This window comes from Yinghuangia soli, from assembly GCF_021502675.1.
GTDB classification, from domain to species: domain Bacteria; phylum Actinomycetota; class Actinomycetes; order Streptomycetales; family Streptomycetaceae; genus Yinghuangia; species Yinghuangia soli.
Map to the genome: position 1 here is coordinate 298960 of NZ_JAKFHA010000001.1, position 18080 is coordinate 317039.

General features: G+C 70.9%; 7 protein-coding genes. 5 read left to right on the forward strand and 2 right to left on the reverse strand.

Translation table 11 applies throughout. The annotated features are described in order from the left end of the window. Positions 1-92 precede the first annotated feature (92 nt). Entirely contained in the window at positions 93-2321 is a 2229-nt protein-coding gene (katG, locus tag LZ495_RS01305) for a catalase/peroxidase HPI (RefSeq protein ID WP_235049884.1), read from the reverse strand. A gap of 343 nt (positions 2322-2664) precedes the next feature. On the opposite strand from katG, the gene LZ495_RS01310 reads away from it, so the two are divergent. Continuing rightward, a complete protein-coding gene (locus LZ495_RS01310; protein ID WP_235049885.1) occupies positions 2665-3294 on the forward strand; it encodes a ClpP family protease in 630 nt (209 codons plus the stop codon). Beyond that, positions 3291-3878 carry a ClpP family protease gene (locus tag LZ495_RS01315; protein ID WP_235049886.1) on the forward strand — a complete coding sequence of 196 codons (588 nt, stop codon included), beginning with the start codon at positions 3291-3293 and terminating at the stop codon, positions 3876-3878. Before LZ495_RS01310 ends, LZ495_RS01315 begins: the two co-directional genes overlap by 4 nt. Positions 3879-3954: 76 nt before the next feature. Here the strand turns inward: LZ495_RS01315 and LZ495_RS01320 are convergent, their stop codons facing one another. Further along, positions 3955-4341: a helix-turn-helix domain-containing protein gene (locus LZ495_RS01320; RefSeq protein WP_235049887.1), complete on the reverse strand. Its 387-nt coding sequence runs from the start codon at positions 4339-4341 to the stop codon at positions 3955-3957. Positions 4342-4626: 285 nt separating this feature from the next. On the opposite strand from LZ495_RS01320, the gene LZ495_RS01325 reads away from it, so the two are divergent. The 3 genes from LZ495_RS01325 (at position 4627) to LZ495_RS01335 (ending at position 18063) form a co-directional block, all read left to right on the forward strand. Further along, entirely contained in the window at positions 4627-6150 is a 1524-nt protein-coding gene (locus LZ495_RS01325) for a ComEC/Rec2 family competence protein (RefSeq protein ID WP_235049888.1), read from the forward strand. Positions 6151-6331: 181 nt separating this feature from the next. Continuing rightward, positions 6332-7711: a hypothetical protein gene (locus tag LZ495_RS01330; RefSeq protein ID WP_235049889.1), complete on the forward strand. Its 1380-nt coding sequence runs from the start codon at positions 6332-6334 to the stop codon at positions 7709-7711. A gap of 101 nt (positions 7712-7812) precedes the next feature. After that, positions 7813-18063, forward strand: coding sequence for a fibronectin type III domain-containing protein (locus LZ495_RS01335; protein ID WP_235049890.1), 10251 nt, complete (start codon positions 7813-7815; stop codon positions 18061-18063). Positions 18064-18080: the final 17 nt, after the last annotated feature.

The window sequence follows — 18080 nt, forward strand, 5'->3', positions numbered from 1 at the left end:
GCTCGGGGGGGGGCGGGGGGCGCCGCCGTGGGGGCCCCCCCGTCGTCGGGGGCGCCCCACACGTATTGCCTACTCAGACGTCAGCCGCAGGCTCACGCCAGGTCGAAGCGGTCCAACTCCATGACCTTGACCCAGGCGGCCACGAAGTCCGTGACGAACTTGGCCTTGGCGTCGTCGCTCGCGTAGACCTCGGCAAGGGCGCGCAGCTCGGAGTTCGAGCCGAAGACCAGGTCGGCGCGGGTGCCGGTCCACTTGACCTCGCCGGAGGCGTCGCGGGCCTCGAAGGCGTTGGCGTCCTCGGAGGTCGCCTTCCACGTCGTGCCCATGTCGAGCAGGTTGACGAAGAAGTCGTTGGTCAGCGTGCCGGGGGCGTCGGTGAGCACGCCGTTCTGCGACTGCTGGTGGTTCGCGCCGAGCACGCGCAGGCCGCCGACCAGGACCGTCATCTCCGGCGCGCTGAGGTTCAGCAGGTTGGCGCGGTCCAGCAGCAGGTACTCGGCGGGAAGGCGGCTGCCCTTGCCGAGGTAGTTGCGGAAGCCGTCGGCGCCCGGCTCCAGCGCGGCGAACGACTCGACGTCGGTGTCGTCCTGGGTCGCGTCGGTGCGGCCCGGGCGGAAGGACACCTCGACGTCCGCGCCCGCGTCCTTGGCGGCCTTCTCGACCGCGGCGCCGCCGGCCAGCACGATCAGGTCGGCGAGCGAGATCTTCTTGCCGTCGGACTGCGCGGCGTCGAAGCTCTGCTTGATGCCTTCCAGGGTGCCGAGGACCCGGGTCAGCTGGTCGGGGTCGTTGGCCTCCCAGCCGCGCTGCGGCTCGAGGCGGATGCGGGCGCCGTTGGCGCCGCCGCGCATGTCGCTGCCGCGGAACGACGAGGCCGACGCCCACGCCGTCGCGACCAGTTCGGACACCGACAGGCCCGAGGAGAGGACCTGCGCCTTGAGCGACGCGATGTCGGCGGCGTCCACGAGCGCGTGGTCGACGGCCGGCACCGGGTCCTGCCACAGCAGCTTCTCGGACGGCACCTCGGGACCGAGGTAGCGCACGATCGGGCCCATGTCGCGGTGCGTCAGCTTGTACCAGGCGCGCGCGAACGCGTCCGCGAAGTCCGCCGGGTTCTCGTGGAAGCGCCGCGAGATCTGCTCGTACGCCGGGTCGAAGCGCAGCGACAGGTCGGTGGTGAGCATGGTCGGCGCGTGCTTCTTGGCCGGGTCGAACGCGTCCGGGACGGTGTCCGCGCCCGCGCCGTCCTTCGGCCGCCACTGGTTGGCGCCGGCCGGGCTCTGGAACAGCTCCCATTCGTAGCCGAAGAGGATGTCGAAGAAGCTGTTGTCCCAGGCCGTCGGCGTGTTGGTCCAGATGCCCTCGAGGCCGCTGGTGATCGCGTCGCCGCCCACGCCGGTGCCGTACGTGCTGCGCCAGCCCAGGCCCTGCTCCTCCAGCGGCGCGGCCTCGGGGTCCGCGCCGACGGCGTCCGCGGGGCCCGCGCCGTGCGTCTTGCCGAAGGTGTGGCCGCCCGCGATGAGGGCGACGGTCTCCTCGTCGTTCATCGCCATGCGGCGGAACGTCTCGCGGATGTCGCGGGCCGCGGCGATCGGGTCCGGATTGCCGTTCGGGCCCTCCGGGTTGACGTAGATGAGGCCCATCTGCACCGCGCCGAGCGGGTTCTCCAGCTCGCGGTTGCCGGTGTAGCGCTCGTCGCCGAGCCACTCCTGCTCGGGGCCCCAGTAGACGTCCTCCTCCGACTCCCAGACGTCCTCACGGCCGCCGCCGAAGCCGAACGTCTTGAAGCCCATAGTCTCCAGGGCGACGTTGCCGGTGAGGACCATCAGGTCGGCCCACGAGAGGCTCTGGCCGTACTTTTTCTTGACCGGCCACAGCAGGCGGCGCGCCTTGTCCAGGCTCGCGTTGTCCGGCCAGCTGTTGAGCGGCGCGAAGCGCTGCTGCCCGGCGCCGGCGCCGCCGCGGCCGTCGCTGATGCGGTACGTGCCCGCGCTGTGCCACGCCATGCGGATCATGAGCGGGCCGTAGTTGCCGAAGTCCGCGGGCCACCAGTCCTGCGACGTGGTGAGCACCTCGGCGATGTCCCGCTTCACCGCGGGCAGGTCGAGCGCCGAGAACGCGGCCGCGTAGTCGAAGTCCGCGCCCAGCGGGTTCGCCACCGCCGGGTTCTTGGCCAGGATCTTCAGGTTGAGCCGGTCCGGCCACCACTGTTGGTTGCCGCCGCCCTGCGTCGGGTGGGGGGCGCGCCCGTGTACGACGGGGCATCCACCCCCGCCCTCCGCCTTGGCGTCGGTGACGATTGCGTCATGGTTCTCGGACATCGGAAATCCTTCCGGACTAGGCGGATCACGCTGCACAGGAACGGGGTGCGGTGGCTCGTTCGGGGATCAGGGGCGGTCCTCCCGCGCCGCACCGGCGGCGATAGGGATCCGCGTCGCAGTCATGACCCAAGCTAACTGCGCAGACACGAACGATTCAAGGCAACGAACTACTCAAGTCTTGCCGATCTCCCCGCAACTTTTGCCCCATTATGCAACCCGAATCCCCGGCGTCCCGGCGCTTCCGGGCGCGCCGCACCGGCGATTCGGGGATGTCCGCCGAGAGCGAATCCGCTGCAGGCAGATATCCGGACCGCGGGCGGCGCCGGCGGCGCAGGGTGAAGGCATGAGCGAAACGACGAAGGCACCCTCGTTCCACGACCGGGCCCGGCGCGAGCTGTACGACCAGCGGGTGCTGGTCCTGGACGGCGCGCTGGACGACGACAACGGCAGCCTGCTGGCGACGCAGATGATGAGCCTGGCCGCGGAGGACCCGGACGCCGACATCGCGCTGTGGATCCACTCGCCCGGCGGCTCGGTGCCCGCGATGCTGGCGATCCGGGACGTGATGCGGCTCGTGCCGTGCGACGTCTCCACGTTGGTCCTCGGGATCGCCTACAGCGCAGGGCAGTTCCTGCTCTCGTCCGGTACGCCGGGCAAGCGCCGCGCGATGCCGCATGCCCGCGTCCTGATGCACCAGGGGTCGGCCGGGATCGCCGGTACGGCGGTGGACATCGAACTGCAGGCCAACGACCTGCGGCACACCCGCGACACGGTGCTCGGCCTGATCGCGCAGGACACCGGGCAGCCCGTGGAGCGGATCTTCGAGGACTCGCTGCACGACCGCTGGTACACCGCACAGGAGGCCCTGGACTACGGCTTCGTCGACGCCATCGTCCAGGACTTCGCCGAGATCGCACCGCGCGGCGCCAAGCGCTTCGGCGCCGACGCGGGATTCCAGGGAGCCGCCCGATGAGCACGTACACGATCCCCAACGTCATCGCCCGCAACTCGCGCGGCGAGCGCATCATGGACGTCTACTCGCACCTGCTGGCCGAACGCGTCATCTACCTGGGCACCGGGGTCGACGCCGGCGTGGCGAACGCGCTCGTGGCGCAGATGCTTTTCCTGGAAGCCGACAACCACGACCAGGACATCCAGCTCTACATCAACTGCGAGGGCGGCGACCCGAGCGCGATGCTGGCCGTGTACGACACGATGCGCTACATCAAGCCGCAGATCGCCACGACCTGCGTCGGGCAGGCCGTCGGGATCGGCGCCGTGCTCCTGGCCGCGGGCGCGCCGGGCAAGCGCTCGGCCCTCCCGCACGCCCGCGTCGTCCTGCACCAGCCCGCGGCGCAAGGCCGGGGCACCATCCCCGACCTGATCCTGCGCGCCGACGAGGTCGTCCGGGTACGCGCGGACATCGAGAACATCCTGTCCCGGCACACCGGGCGCAGCACCGAGACACTGCGCGCCGACACCGACCACGACCGCGTGTTCACCGCGGCCGGGGCACAGGAGTACGGGCTGATCGACAACGTCATCGCGGAGCGCTGACCAGCAGCGCTCCGCCGACGTCCACCCGACGTCCACCCGGGGACCAGGCGGCGCTCAGGCCGCGCTCAGGCCGCGGTCAGGCCGCGAGCGCGAAAGCCCCGTACCGTCCGGCCGCAGAGGCAGAGGCAGAAACAGAGGCCCGAGCCGTACCTGCGGCCGGACGGACCGCCCGCAGAGTCTCGGCGACGCCGAGAGTCAGCTCGACCAGACTGACGTCCAGCGCGCCGGCCATCGCCGCGATCATCTCGCTGGACGGCTCCTTGATGCCGCGCTCGACCTCGGAGAGGTACTGCGGCGAGATCCCGGCCCGGCCGGACGTCTCGATCAAAGTCTCGCCGCGCTCGCGGCGCAGCGCCCGGAGTTGGTCGCCCAGCACCTCGCGCCACAGCGGCTCGGCCGCCGGCCGCGCCGCGCGCTCGCCCCGCCCGTTCGCCGCCTGCCCGGCCCGCGCAGAAGTGCGCACGGACGCCCGTACGGTCCCGAAAGGAATCAACGCCCCAGTCTCACCCATGGCTCATGCTAAGCCGGACCCGCGCCGACCTCTCGTTTTGTCTGCTCGCAGCGGAATTCCGCGCCGCACCCCGGCCCTCGCGACACCCGCGCATGCCGCCGAACGATCAGCAAGAAGCGGTGAGTTCGTGCCGACCGGGCTATGGACGTCCGCTTTTCCCGCGGCCTATGGTCCGGGCTGGGGAGTGCGGCAACCGCTTGTGGGGGGCGGTTGCGCATCTGCGTCTGGGGGTCGGCCATGCCGGACAGCGCGCGGTTAGAGGTCCATCACATCAACGTCAGCCAGGGCGACGCCATCCTGATCATCATCCGTGATCTGGACAAGGTGAAGGCCCTGCTCGGCTCCACCGTGCCGACCAGTCCGATGGACTACGTCCCCGAGGCGGTACGCCGCGAGAAGAGCCTGCAAGGGACGGTCGTTTCGGCACTGCTGATCGACGGCGGGGACGACGAGTTCGGCGGCGACGTGGTCAAGTACCTGATCCGCCACGGCGCAGCGTCCGGCAAGGGCTACCAGTCCAAGCTGTCGGTGCTGGTGAGCCATCCGCACGAGGACCACATGGCCGGGCTGCGGAGCATCTTCAAGGAGCGCATCGAGCCCACCCGGAAGGGCCAGAAGGTCCAGCTCGTCGAGCGGATGTGGCCCGCGTACTGGTACCGCGAGTCGCCCAGCAGCGAGACCGACCCGACCAGCGGCACCTGGCACTCGCTCGAGGACGACCTCAAGGGAGCGTCGACCAAGGGCAAGACCAACTCCACCAAGGTCGTGGACATCAAGCGCGGCGGCTTGAACGACAAGGGCAAGACCACCGTGATCAACATCGGCAGCATCGGCGTGATCCCGGTCGACCTCTTCGTGATCGCGTCCGGCCAGGGTGTCTGGAACGAGAACAAGCAGAAGATCATCGGCATCGACTCGGTCCGCAAAGGCACGGCCAAGAAGAAGAAGGGCGGCAAGGGCAAGCGCCGGCCGCGCGGCAAGAAGCTCGCGGTGGACCAGAACGACCGGTCACTGGTCACCATGCTGCAGTACGGCTCGTTCCGGTACTTCCTCGGCGGCGACATTGCCGGGAGCGGCGGCGCGGCGGGCGGCAACTACGGCGACAACGCCGTCGACATGTCGAAGAAGAAGAGCTACTCGCAGCACGCCAATGTGGAGAAGGAGATCGGGCCCGCACTCGAGGCCTACTTCCCCCGGACGAAAGAGTTCAAGGCGGGCGTCCCCAAATTCCGCTCCCCGGGGTACGCGACCTTGATGAAGGCCAATCACCATGCGAGTTCGTCCAGCTGCGACGTGCACTTGTTCGCGACGCTGCAGCCGCTGCTCTTTGTCGTCAACTCCGGTGTGAAGACCCGGTCGCACGGCCATCCGACGCAGGAGACCATCAACCGGGCGCACTTCGAGACCAGTCCGGACTGGGAGCTGCGGGGCACCGGCGGCAAGGAAACGCCGAACACGGTGGACCAGATCTACGTCACCGAGATCGCGTCCTCGTACCGCAGCAAGCCGTTCACCACGGATCTGTCCGGCGGGAAGATCCTCGGTGACATCGTGGTCCGGCCTACGGACCAGTCGGTGGCCGCATGCCACAGCGCAGTCGGCGAGAACAAGACCGAGCTCAAAGTGCAGGTGTACGGAACGGGCGAGCTGACCGCGCGCTATTCCGACAAGAACAGCCTGCGTCCGATCCCCACGAGCGACATCAACAAAGCGGGGTCGACGTACCCGATGGGGCCGTGGGAGCACACGGACAAGCATTGATCGGGCGCCGTTGATCCGGCGCCCGCACGCCGGGCATTCGCACGCCGGCCGGGGCTGCGGTCGAGCCGCCCGCACACATTCCGCTCACGCACTTGCACAGCACGCACCCACGCACAAGCACGCCACGTACTGGCACGTACAGACACGCACAGGCACGTACAGGCACGCCCAAGGGGGAACGATGACGGTCGCGGTGTCCGAGGATGACGGCCAGTACTACCTGACCGGGACGATCCGCGGCAGATCGACTGCACGCGTCCCCCTGGGCCGCTGGTACAAGAAGGTGGGCGCGCACTGGTTCGGGGTCGACGACGCCTTCGTCGAACCGACCGTGGTCCGGGCCTACTACGACCCGACGCTGGACAAGGCCGCGCGTGCCGAGATGGCCAAGGAAGCCGACGTCGAGGGCGGCCGGGTCGTCCAGTTCGTCGGCTACATGCAGTTCATGCAGCTCAAGTTCCTGGGCATCCCGATCCCGCCCGACATCTACGGCGGGCGCCTCGCCGACCGCAAGCCGTACTCCGACGCCAGCCACAACGTCATCGACTTCATGGGGCCGGCCGATGCGTACGTGCGCGGGTTCCTCATGCCGTTCTACGCGTACAACGCGCTGCTCTCCGACGGCACGTTGACCACGCAGGAGCAGTTCTACACGGCCCCGCTCACCAACGGTTCGCTCTACTCCCCCCTCGACCGCGGCACCGGCCAGTCCCTGGTCGCCTCGCTGGCCGCCGAGATCGCCCCCGGCCTGGTGACCCGCGGGCAGGTCGAACGTGCGCTGGAAGGGCTCGACCCCGTCCTCGTCATCACGCCGACGAGCGAGGAGGCCGGCCTGGAGCCCTACCGCATCGCGCTGAACCGCCTGGAGACCGAGCCCCTGCCGGACGAGACGACGCCCTGGCTGGCCGGGCTCGACGAGTCGCAGATCGACGCGCAGGTCATCGGCGACTACATCCTGCTGACGCTGCCCGACCCCGAGGACTTCCGCGACACGGTCGTGGTCAGCGCCCTGCCGAACCGCACCGACATCTGGGTGTACGTGCTGTCCAACTACGACACCGACGACATGGCCGGAGGCGCCGGACGCGACATGCTCTGGCGCGTCCGCGAGTACCTGCTCGAACAGGAGCGCACACCCGTGTCCCGCCCGGGCCTGAGGCCGCCCGCGGGGCGCGGTTCGACGGGTCTCACCACCGCCCCCTACCGGCTGGACGACGGACCCGCCCTGCAACTGCGGTACTGGACGATGCCGGTCGCGCTCCGGCACGGCCCGGACACCCGCAGGATGCCGAACCACGTCATGTTCGACGGCATCACCTGGTCCGCGTACCTGAGCTTCGACCAGGACAGCGGCCAGATCGCGCTGACCCGGATCCAGGAACCGGTGCGGTCGCCCACGTTCGACCTCCGCAGCGCCCTGGACCAGTACATCGTCGCGGTCGGCGCCGGAAGCCGGGGACGGATCGACACCTCCAACTTCACCAAGGCCGCCATGAAGCGCGAGGCCTTCAACACCGGGCCGCGGCTCCGCATGGTCAACGCGTCCGGCACGGACGTCTGACCGCGCCCCGGTCCCCGGTTCGGCCTCCCCCGCAGCCCCACCGCAACGCAGCTCCGCCTCTCTGAGCTCCGCCTCCGCCTCCGACCCGAGGGACGCCCAGCATGCCGAGCGGTCTCCAGCCCACGGTCACACTCACCCTTTCCGGGAGCACGGTCCAGGCGTCCTGGCCCGCGATCGACGGCGCGGCCGGATACCGGGTCGCGGTCTCCGACTCGGCCGGGGTAAGCCTGGAGGTCGATGTCGTCGACCCCGCCTACGAGTTCACCGGTGAACCGGGGCTCACATACACCGTGGCGGTGACCGCGTTCGGCCCGCCGAGCGAACCCGTGCAGATCGAAGTCGACTCCGCCTTGCGTGTCCTGACGGAGCTTCAGGAGCGCCTCCTGGCAACTGCCGTCGACGAGGTCTACCTACTGGACGAGGCAGCGCTCCCTGGCGACCAGGCCGCGGTACGCATCGCACTGGAGACCGCCTTGGCGGCCACCGCCGGGCTCTCCGTCACCTCCGGCAGCGGACCCGAACTGGCCGAGAGCGCCGAACCCGCACTCGTCCTGACCGGCACCTCGGCCGCGCTCACCGGCAACCCGGCGACCGCCGTGACGGTCGTGTTCACCGTCGCCGCGGACTTCACCCTCCAGGCGACCTGGACCGCGACGCCCCCCGAGCCGTGGAACCTGGCCGACGCGTTCCCGGTCCTGTCCGGCGGCCCGTTCGAGTACGTGCCCACGACTGCACCGAAGTTCGCTGCCACGACCTTCGAACACACCGAACCCGGCTTTCCGTTCACGCTGACCCCCGGCCTCTCCTTCGCCGCCGGCACCACGGTCCGGGACGACCTGAGCACCGCCCGGTCGGAATCCGGCACGGCGCTGCCCACCGTCGTCGGCGGCCCGCTGACCGTCGGCCCGGACCTGGTCCCGCAGTTCTCGTGGACCTCCTTCTCGGACCTCGGCCCGGTGACCGCGGCTCCGGTCGGCCAGGCCCCGCTCGTGCTCACCGGCGGCCGCCTGGTCCTCGCGTACGAACCCGCCCCCGCCGGACCTGCCACCCCCGAGGCCGAGGTCCCCGAAAGCGACGGAGGCACCGGAGCCGACGGCAGCAGCGCCGATCAGGACCCCGCCGAAACCCTCTCCCTCACCGGCCGCCTCCCCTTCGGCGCGGCCACGCTCGACCTCCCGACCCCGCTGGCCCCCCTGCTGACCCTGCACGTCGACGACCCCGCCCTGGACGGCACGTCCCTCGAGACCATGCTGGCCGCGTCCGGCGTCGGCGACGTCCTCGGGCCGCTCCTGCCGGTCACGCTGCTGGCCCTGGCGGACATCCGCCCGGGCGACTGGTCGATGCAGTTCGCCCCCGAAGGCACCGTGCCGACGCTCACGTCCGTCACCCTGGACGCCGGCACCTGGACCCTGGCCCCCGGCCTCGCCGTCGAGGACATCCAGCTCGAACTCACCGTGCTGCGATCACCCGGATACGCGCGTCCCGAGCCCGAACTCTCCTACGGCGGCGAGCTCCGCGGCACTCTGCAACTCGGCGACGGCCGGTACGACGTGACCGCGGGCATCCCGCCCGAGGGCCCCTGGTACCTCACCGTCGAGGACACCGGGACAGTCCCCACCCTCGCCGTGCTGGCCGGCCTGACCGGTCTCGGCGAGGACGACGTCATCGGCGTGCTGCCCGCCCCGCTACTCGCGTTCGGCCGCGCCTTCACGCTCAGCCGGGTCGGCCTGCTCATCGACCCGGACGACCAGAGCCTGACCGAAGTGGCGTTCACCATCGCCCAGACCGCGCCCTGGCCGCTGGTCGACAGCCTGCTGACGGTGTCCGACTGGGCCATCGACATGGTCATCGCACGTACCGAGGACAGCTGGGCCACCACCGGCACCCTCGCCGGCACGGTCGTACTCGGCTCAGGAGACGTCCGCACCGCGGTCGCCGTCACCCTGGCCGTGCCGATCGGCGACGGCGTCCAGTGGACGTTCGCACTCGCCGAACCTGTCGAACTCCCCACGGTGGCGCAGATCCTGGAACTCTTCGGCGGCGACCCGACCACCCTCCCCGTCGGCTTGAGCAGCCTGGGCGGCCTGTCCCTCAATCTCTTCAAAGTGTCGGTCGACCCGGCCGCCACCACTCTGCAGCACGTCGCCTTCGGCTTCACGCAGTCCGGCGAATGGACGGTCATTCCCGGCGAGTTGGCGGTCAGCGACCTGTCCGCGGTGTTCTCGTTCCTGCCCGACACGGACCCGATCGGCGTCACCGGCATGCTGCACGGCGTCCTGATGCTGTGCGAGAGCGCGGTCGACGTCACCGTCAGCAAGTACGAGCCGGACGGCGACTGGCGCGTGTCGGTGGCCGACGAGGACTTCGTGCACGTGGACGCGTTCCGCCTGCTCGACACATGGCTGGCCGGCGACGATGCGGCCGCGGCCCTGCCCGACACCCTCCCCCTCGGCAACGGCTTCGAGATCGGCGGGATCACTCTGGTCTTCGCCGGGGACGGATCCGGCGCGCTCAAGCAGTTCGGCTTCGCGGCGTACGTCGAGGACGTCTGGCCGCTCCTCGACCCGTACCTGGCGATCACCGACGTCACCGCGCAGGTCCTCATGCCGTACCCGGTGGTCGCCGACCAGGTCACCGGCAAAGTCGGCGCGGTCGTGGCCATCGGCGGCACCGAGATCGCCCTCATGGCCGAGAAACCGGAGGACGGCCCGCACTGGGAGTTCACCGGCACGCTCCTCCAAGGCGCCACATTCGACCTGGAGAAGGCGGCCGCGGGCCTGAGCGACGCGATTCCCGTGCTGCCGTCCGACATCACCGCGTACGGGCTGCCCGCCTCCGTCACGATCACCGAGGCGAGCGTGCGCGCGGTGCCGGACACGGGCGAACTGCACGTGGCGGGCGGCGCCGAGTTCGACTGGGAAGTCGCTCTGGGCACCAGCACGTTGGCGATCCGCTCGATCGGCGGAACGCTGGACGTCCCGGCCGGCGGCGGCCCCGTCGCCGCGGCGCTCACCGGGACGCTCGACTACGCGGGCCTGCACGTGAAGCTCGCGCTGGCACTCGGCGGCCCCGAGGCCCGGACCGTCCTGACCGGGGTGGCGACCGCAGGAACCGCCGCGGACATCGACGTCCCGGATCTCGCGAACGGCATCGGTGCCGCGGACGAGACCGAGACGTGGGACGCGCTGGTGCCCGCGGATCTGGGCGGGCTGACTTTCGGAGAGGCGACGGCGTACCTGGACCTGACCGGTTCGCGGTTCATGGTCTACGGCAAGCTCGCGTACGGCGGCGGCACGGCCGCGGACGGCTTCGTCTACCTGGCGCCCGCGTCGGCGCTGCTGCCGGCGGTGGCACCGGACCCGGCGGACGACACGGACACCGATCCGGACCCCGGCGCGGGCACGGATCCCGGCACCGCCCCCGACGCCGACGCCGACCCTGGTACGGCCCCCGATTCCGACCCCGGCACGGACCCCGACGCGGACCCCGGCGCAGACCCCGATCCCGGCACCGGAATCGAGCCCTGGAGCTACGCCGTGGCCCTCCACCTCGGCGCCGAGTTCCGCTTCGCCTCGCTGCTGTCCGTCCTCGCGGTCGTCGACGACTACATCCAGGTGGCCGACGCCCGCCTGGTCGTCTGCAACCTGTACGGACACCCGCTGTCCGCCCTCAGCACCGCCACCACGCCGCTCATGCGGAGCGTCTCCCCCACCTTCACCGACCCGCTCGCCGACCTGGCCGGCAAGTCGATCATGCTGTCCGAGGGGGCGCTGGTCTCCGCGCGCATCGTGTTCGCGTCCGGCACGCTGTTCGCGCACATCCTCACCATCGGCAACGACCAGACCCCGCCCGAGGTCTGGCTCTCCGCGCTCATCGACAAGGCCGACCCGACCAACACGACCTTCGCGGCCTGGCTGCCGGACATCACCGTCCTCGACACGATCGTCTTCTCCAGGGTCGCGCTGTCGTACTCGCCCGGACAGGCCGACCGCTTCTCGCTCACCGGCTGGATGACGCTGACCGGCATCTTCGACGGCAACTACACCTTCGCGGTCGCGCTGACCGTCGACGACACCAAACTGCACTCGACCGCCGAGCAGACGTCCAAGGCCATCGCCAATCCGTTCGGGATCCCGGGCATCGAGCTGTCCGGCCTCGGCCTGCGGGTGGACTACACGTGGGCGACCCCGGCCAAACCGCAGTCCTCTTCGTACGGCATCCACGGGCATGTCCTGCTCGGCCCCGAACCGGCTGCGGGTACGCCGGACGCGCGCTTCTCGTGCAATGCCGGACTCGACCTGCTGGACGGCATTCCCGTGCTGTTCCAGATCGTCCTCGACCGGGACTTCTCGATCGGCGCGTTCATCGCCCAGTGCGTCACCGGTTCGGCGGCGGCCTGGCCGTCGCAGTTCATCGAGGTCACCTTCGCCCGCGACACCCGGATCACGTACTACGCCGACGACAAGGACCCGCACGGGGTACTGGGCACCGCCGCCGACGGCGAGACGCCGATCCCGGGCGGCTTCACGGTCGTCGCCAAACTGGCCCTCACCCTCGTCGAGACGCTCGAACTCGACGGCACCATCAACGTCCAGTACGACGAGGACGCCGACGAATACACCGGCGTCGACGCCGCGGTCGAACTCCGCGAACCCCTCGACCTCGTGTTCGTCGAGCTCGCCTCGCGGGACAACCACGTCCCCGGCGATCCCTACACCGGCGGCCCGCGCCTGTCCTTCGCGACCGGCGCCCACCCCCGCTTCGAACTCTCTTCCGGCATCAACTTCTTCGGCTCGCCTTTCGTGGCCTTCTCGGTCAGCGTGGCCGAAGGCTCGGACGGCGGGACGGTGTTCACCGGGAATCTGCAGGCGCCGGACGAGCTGAAGCCGTTCGGCGTCCTGGAGCAGAGCTTCACGTACACCACCCACCCGGAAGCCGACAGCGAGTTCGCCATCGACGGCTGGCCGGACTTCGGCTGGGAGCGCGAGCTGGTCAAGTTCGTCGAGACCATCAAGTCGCTGGCCGACACGAGCGCGGAATCGGCCTGCGGGGCACTCGCCGAACTCGTGGTCAACAACGCCTTCAAGAGCAACTACGAGATCGCCACATCGGTACGGGTCGCCGGCAGCAAGCTGGTCTTCGGTGTGACCGGGACGTACACGTTGACCGTGCTGGAGGCCCTCGGCGGCCCGTTCCTGGAGATGGAGTTCCCGCCGCTCGAAGTCGAAGTCCCGAGCACGACGCGCTGGGAAGACGTGCCGGAGGTCTTCGCCGCCGAGTTCCTGAAGGGCTCCAAACGGTTCGCCCAGGCGCTGCTCGCGGACCCCGAGAAGATCTCCATGTTCCTGGCCATGGTCGTCGGCCCCGATGCCCTCAAGGTCGGCGCCGAACTCGCCTGCAACGCCTTGGTCGACGGGGTTGTCGCGGCCGCCGCGGACGCCGCCGTCACCGCGATCGTGAACGCGGGCGGCGTCCTGGCCACGGGTGCGGTGACCGCCGCAACCACCGCCATCTCGATCTCGCTGGCCGGCTCCGGCCACCACAGCGGCGGCGGGGACGGAGGCGGCAGTGATGGCGGAGGCGGGGGCGGCGGCGGAGACGACGACGGGGACGGAGACGGCGGCGGCAGTGGCGGAGGCGGGAGCGGCGGCGACACGGTCACCGTGGCGGCCCCGTATCTGCGCAAGGTGTCCTACGCCGCGGGGGCAGTCTCCGGCACTTGGGACGCGGCCCGCGGCGCGGCCGGCTACACCTTTGCCCTCGTCGGCCCGGAAGGGCCTGACAGCCATACCGTCGCCACGCACGATTACGGCCTGGTCATCACGGGCGAACTCACCCTGGATCCCGATCCGTTGCCGCCCGGCACGTACACCGCGCAGGTACGCGGCAACCGCCTCGACCTGCACGGTCCGTGGGCGACGCTCCCGCTGGTCAAGCCGGCGACGCCCACGCCCGTGCTGACGTACGCGGACGGGACGCTGACCGCGACGTGGACGGCCGACCTCGCGGCCGCCGACACGTACCTGATCGCCTTCCTCGATCCGCAAGGCGAACGCGTGGTGCCCGACCAGCCCCTTGCCGGGACGGCCCGGACTGCTGCGACGGCCCTGCCCGACCCCGTACCCGGCCTGTACTCGGCCGTGCTGCGCGCCGACCGCACCGATCAGCTGCCGGGGGCCTGGAGCGAACGCCCGACGCTGGACATCGTCGCGCTCACCGCCCCCGAACCCGGCGAAGTCAGCCGGACCGAAGGCACCTTCAGGGTCACCTGGACATCGCCCGACGACACGCCCTCCGATGCCGCTCATGAAGTAAGGATCGTCGCGGACGGCCGCACCCTCGCCACCCGGTCTGCCCCCGCCTCCCCCGCAACCCTCACGGCGGACACCGAGCCGCTCGCGAACGGCACCCAGGCCCAGGTCCGGATTCGCACCGTGGGCACGAACACGGTGAGCACATGGGCGAGTTCCGACTTCACCATCTGGTTCCCGCCGCCCCCCGAGTCGGTCGACATCTGGGAGCGCGCGGGCTACATCGCGGTCTCGTGGGCAGGCGTGGCACTCGACGACGCCCCGTCCGCGGCCTTCGACTTGGAGCTGCTGGACGGCGGCATCGTGGTCGGCTCCCGCTACGGCGAACGCGAGGCGGGTGCCGAACTCACCCGCACGGACGGCTCCGAACCGCAGCCCGGAGCCATGTACACCGTCCGTGTGCGGGCCGTGATCGGCGGCAATGCAGGGCCGTGGACCGAGTCCGAACCGCTGGAGGCGGCCACGCTCGCGGCCCCGTCCGACGTACGCCTGGCCATCGAAGGCACCGTACTGACCGCGTCCTGGACGGAGCCCGAGCTCCCGGCACCGCTCACCGGGCCGGTCCGGTACTACGCCGCCCTCGCGCAGTACGGCATGGAGGTCGGCGCGGTCGTCGACTTCACCGGCACGAGCACCGTCCTGACACGTCGCGACGGCCGCACGCCGCGCCCCGGCGAGACGTACAGCGTGCACCTCATGTCGATGCTGCCCCGGCACAGCAGCGCCTGGTCGGAGTCCGATCCGGTTGTCGTCTTGAGCAACCCCGTTGCCGTGTCGGCCTCTTACACCGCCGACACGTTGACCGTCCGATTCGACCCGCCGGAGCCGCCGTCCCCGAGCGGGGCGTCGTACGAAGTGGAAGCGGCCGGAAACGACACCACGCGTACGGTCGTCCCCGGATCCCCGGTCGAGATCGCGATGACCGGACGGCCCCGCGGGCTGTACGCGGTCCGCGTCCGGGCCCGGTCCGCTGCTGCGGACGCCGCCGAATCCGCGTCCATCGGCCCGTGGAGCGCACCCGTCTCGGTACCGGTGGCCGATCCGCCGACCGGACTGACCCTGGCCTGCGACGGCCTGGAAATCGTGGCGTCCTGGACGGCAGTCCCCGAAGCGACAGGATACGTCGTGACCGTACGCGATCCCGCGTCCGCCAATCCGGTGCAGACGTACCAAGTCGGCGGCGGAGCAACGACGTCCGCCCGCTTCTCCGCGGCCGGCCGGACGAGGGGCGTGCCCTGCACGGTCACCGTCGCCACCGAATGCTGGGCAGCCGTCTCGGCGCCCTCGGATGCGGCGACCGTCGTGGTCATCGACGCCCCCACCGACGTGCGGACCACGTACGACGGCACCCGCATCACCGCGAACTGGGCTGCGGTGAACGGCGCGACCGGCTACCGCGTGACGCTGCGCGGCCCCTCCGGGAGCACCGCGTACACCGCCGAAGTCACCGCCGCCACCGTCCAGATCCCGGCCTCGGGACTGGCCCGCGGCATGGCGCACCAGCTGACCGTGACGGCGCTGGCCGCCCCGACCACCGCCGTGGACGGCACTCCGGTGCCCGTCCTCCTGCTTGATCCGCCGACCGGCGTAAGCGCCACGGTAGCGTCCGGAACGATCACGGTCCGCTGGGACCCGGTGTCCTACCAGGCGTCGTACGCGGTCGAGTTGGTCGATCCGAGCGGCCGTCCGGCCGGCAATGCAACAGCCGCCCAGCCTCCGGCGACGCTGCCCGGTGCGGGCCTGACCCGCGGGGTGGCCTACACGGTCTCGGTCCGCACCCAGGCCGGCGGGAGCACCTCGGCCGCGTCCGCCCCCGTCTCGGTCATGGTGCCGCCCGACCCGCCGGCCGGTGTCACCGCCACCTACGACGGCACGGCAGTCACCGTCCGCTGGGCCGCGGCTCCGGGCGCCACCGGGTACCAGGCGGTCCTGCGCGACCAGAACGGCACGGTCGCGGGCACGCAGAACTCCGCGTCCCCCACGGCCTCGTTCCCGGCCTCCGCCCTCACCCGCGGGGTGCCGTACACGGCCACGGTCATCGCCCAGGCCGGACCGACCTCATCCGCACCCTCCGCACCCGCGTCCGTGACGCTCCTGGACCCGCCCGGCGGCCTGACCGCCTCGTACGCGGCCGACATCATCTCGGCGAGCTGGCTCGCCGCGCCCGGAGCCACGTCCTACCGCGTCACAGTCACCGACCCGACCGGGCAGGTAGTCCGATCCGTGCAGACCTCCAGCCGGAGTCTGCCCCTCCCGGCGACCGGCCTGGCCCGCGGTGGCGTGCACACCGTGAACGTCGTCTCGATCGCCGGGCCCACAACCTCCCGGCCCTCCGCGCCCGTCGCGGTCACCGTCGTCGACCCGCCGACCGGCCTGAGCGCCTCGTACAGCGGATCCACCTTGGCCATCACCTGGAACGCGGCGGCCGGCGCCACCGGCTACGACCTCGACATCCGCCCGGTCTCCCCGACCAGCGGCCCGCCGCTCCGCACCCGGACGACCGCGCCGAACCTGCCCCTGTCCACCTCGTCACTCGTCAGCGGCGGCACCTACGTCCTGACCGTCACCACGGTCACCGCCGCCGCTCCGTCCCTGCCCTCCGGCCCGTTCCAGATCAGCCTCGCGGACCCGCCGGCCGGCGTGACCGCCGCCTACGACGGCACGCAGATCCAGGTGAACTGGTCGGCAGCGCCCAGCGCGTCCTCGTACCGCGTCACCCTTCGCGACTCGGGCGGCAACACCGTGCTCAACGTGCCGGTCGGCACCGTCACGTCCACAGTGCTGCCTGCCACCGGCCTCACGCGCGGGGCCCCGTACTCGGTCGTCGTGACAACCACTATCGGCGCCTTCACGTCCCGTCCGTCGGCCCCGGCGACCGTCGTCCTGGCCGATCCGCCCCCGGCGCCCACTCTCGCCTTCGACGGCACGATCATCACCGCCACGTGGCCCGCGGTCTCCGGAGCCGCCGGCTACACCGCGTACCTGTACGCCCCCAGCGGCGCCCTGCTCGTCACCCAACAAGTGACCTCCCCCGCAACCACTTTCAACGCGTCCGGTCTCCAGCGCGGGATCCCGCACACCGTCACCGTCGCTACCCGGTACGGCACGACCACCTCGCGCCCCTCCCCGCCGACCCCCATCACCCTCGTCGTCGACCCGCCGACCGGCATCACCGCCTCCTTCGACGGCACACGCATCAACGCCACATGGCAACCGGTCCAAGGCGCGACCACCTACCGCGCCCAGATCATCGACCCGTTCGGCCGCGTCGTCGCCACGCCCACCAGCACCACACCATCCCTGACCTTCGCCGCCGTCACCCCCGGAGTCCCGTACTCCATCAAGGTCGGCTCCGCGACCTACCCGGCCGCCCCCTGGTCCCAGGCCGTCCCGGTCACCCAGAACGGCTACACGCTTCTCTGCCTGGGCACTTCACCAGGCGGCACCTGCGGCAGCGGCGCCCCCACCGAGAACTTCACCGGCGTCGCCGCCCGCATCACGCGCGCCCAACTCGACAGCAGCTTCATGCCGACCCGCGTCCCGAACCGCACCGGCTGGGTCGGCGTCCTGCCCGGCCGAACAGGCCACGCCGCCGTGCTCCTGCAAATCGTGGGCGCCCTCACGACGAGCGGATTCCTCACCTCCACCGAGGCCTTCGGGGTCTTCACCCCTCCCGCCCCCAGCCGCGACACCGGCGCCGGCGGCCCCCTCACCTGCCTCTGCCTGGGCGCCCCCGCCGGCGGCAACTGCGGGAACAGCGCCCCCACCGACACCTTCACCGGCCTCTTCACCGGCGTCACCCAAGCCGACGCCGACGCCCGCTTCCGCCCCACGATGACCCAACCCATACGCACCGGCTGGGTCGCCGTCACCAACGACCCCTACGCCCCACTCGAGGTCATGCTCCAACTCGTCAAACTCCTGGCCTTCCAGGGCAAGTTCCCCATGCCGCCCTGGGACGTCTTCAACAAGTCCATGTCGGTCCGCATCAACACCGACTCCGGCGGCACCACCACCTGCCTCGCCCTCGGCCCCCCGTAGGCCAGTCCTGCACCACC

What these genes read in the sequence shown, in the direction of transcription:
- katG (WP_235049884.1), bottom strand. Translation starts at nt 2,321, where the DNA reads ATGTCCGAGAACCATGACGCAATCGTCACCGACGCCAAGGCGGAGGGC.
- LZ495_RS01310 (WP_235049885.1), top strand. Translation starts at nt 2,665, where the DNA reads ATGAGCGAAACGACGAAGGCACCCTCGTTCCACGACCGGGCCCGGCGC.
- LZ495_RS01315 (WP_235049886.1), top strand. Translation starts at nt 3,291, where the DNA reads ATGAGCACGTACACGATCCCCAACGTCATCGCCCGCAACTCGCGCGGC.
- LZ495_RS01325 (WP_235049888.1), top strand. Translation starts at nt 4,627, where the DNA reads ATGCCGGACAGCGCGCGGTTAGAGGTCCATCACATCAACGTCAGCCAG.
- LZ495_RS01330 (WP_235049889.1), top strand. Translation starts at nt 6,332, where the DNA reads ATGACGGTCGCGGTGTCCGAGGATGACGGCCAGTACTACCTGACCGGG.
- LZ495_RS01335 (WP_235049890.1), top strand. Translation starts at nt 7,813, where the DNA reads ATGCCGAGCGGTCTCCAGCCCACGGTCACACTCACCCTTTCCGGGAGC.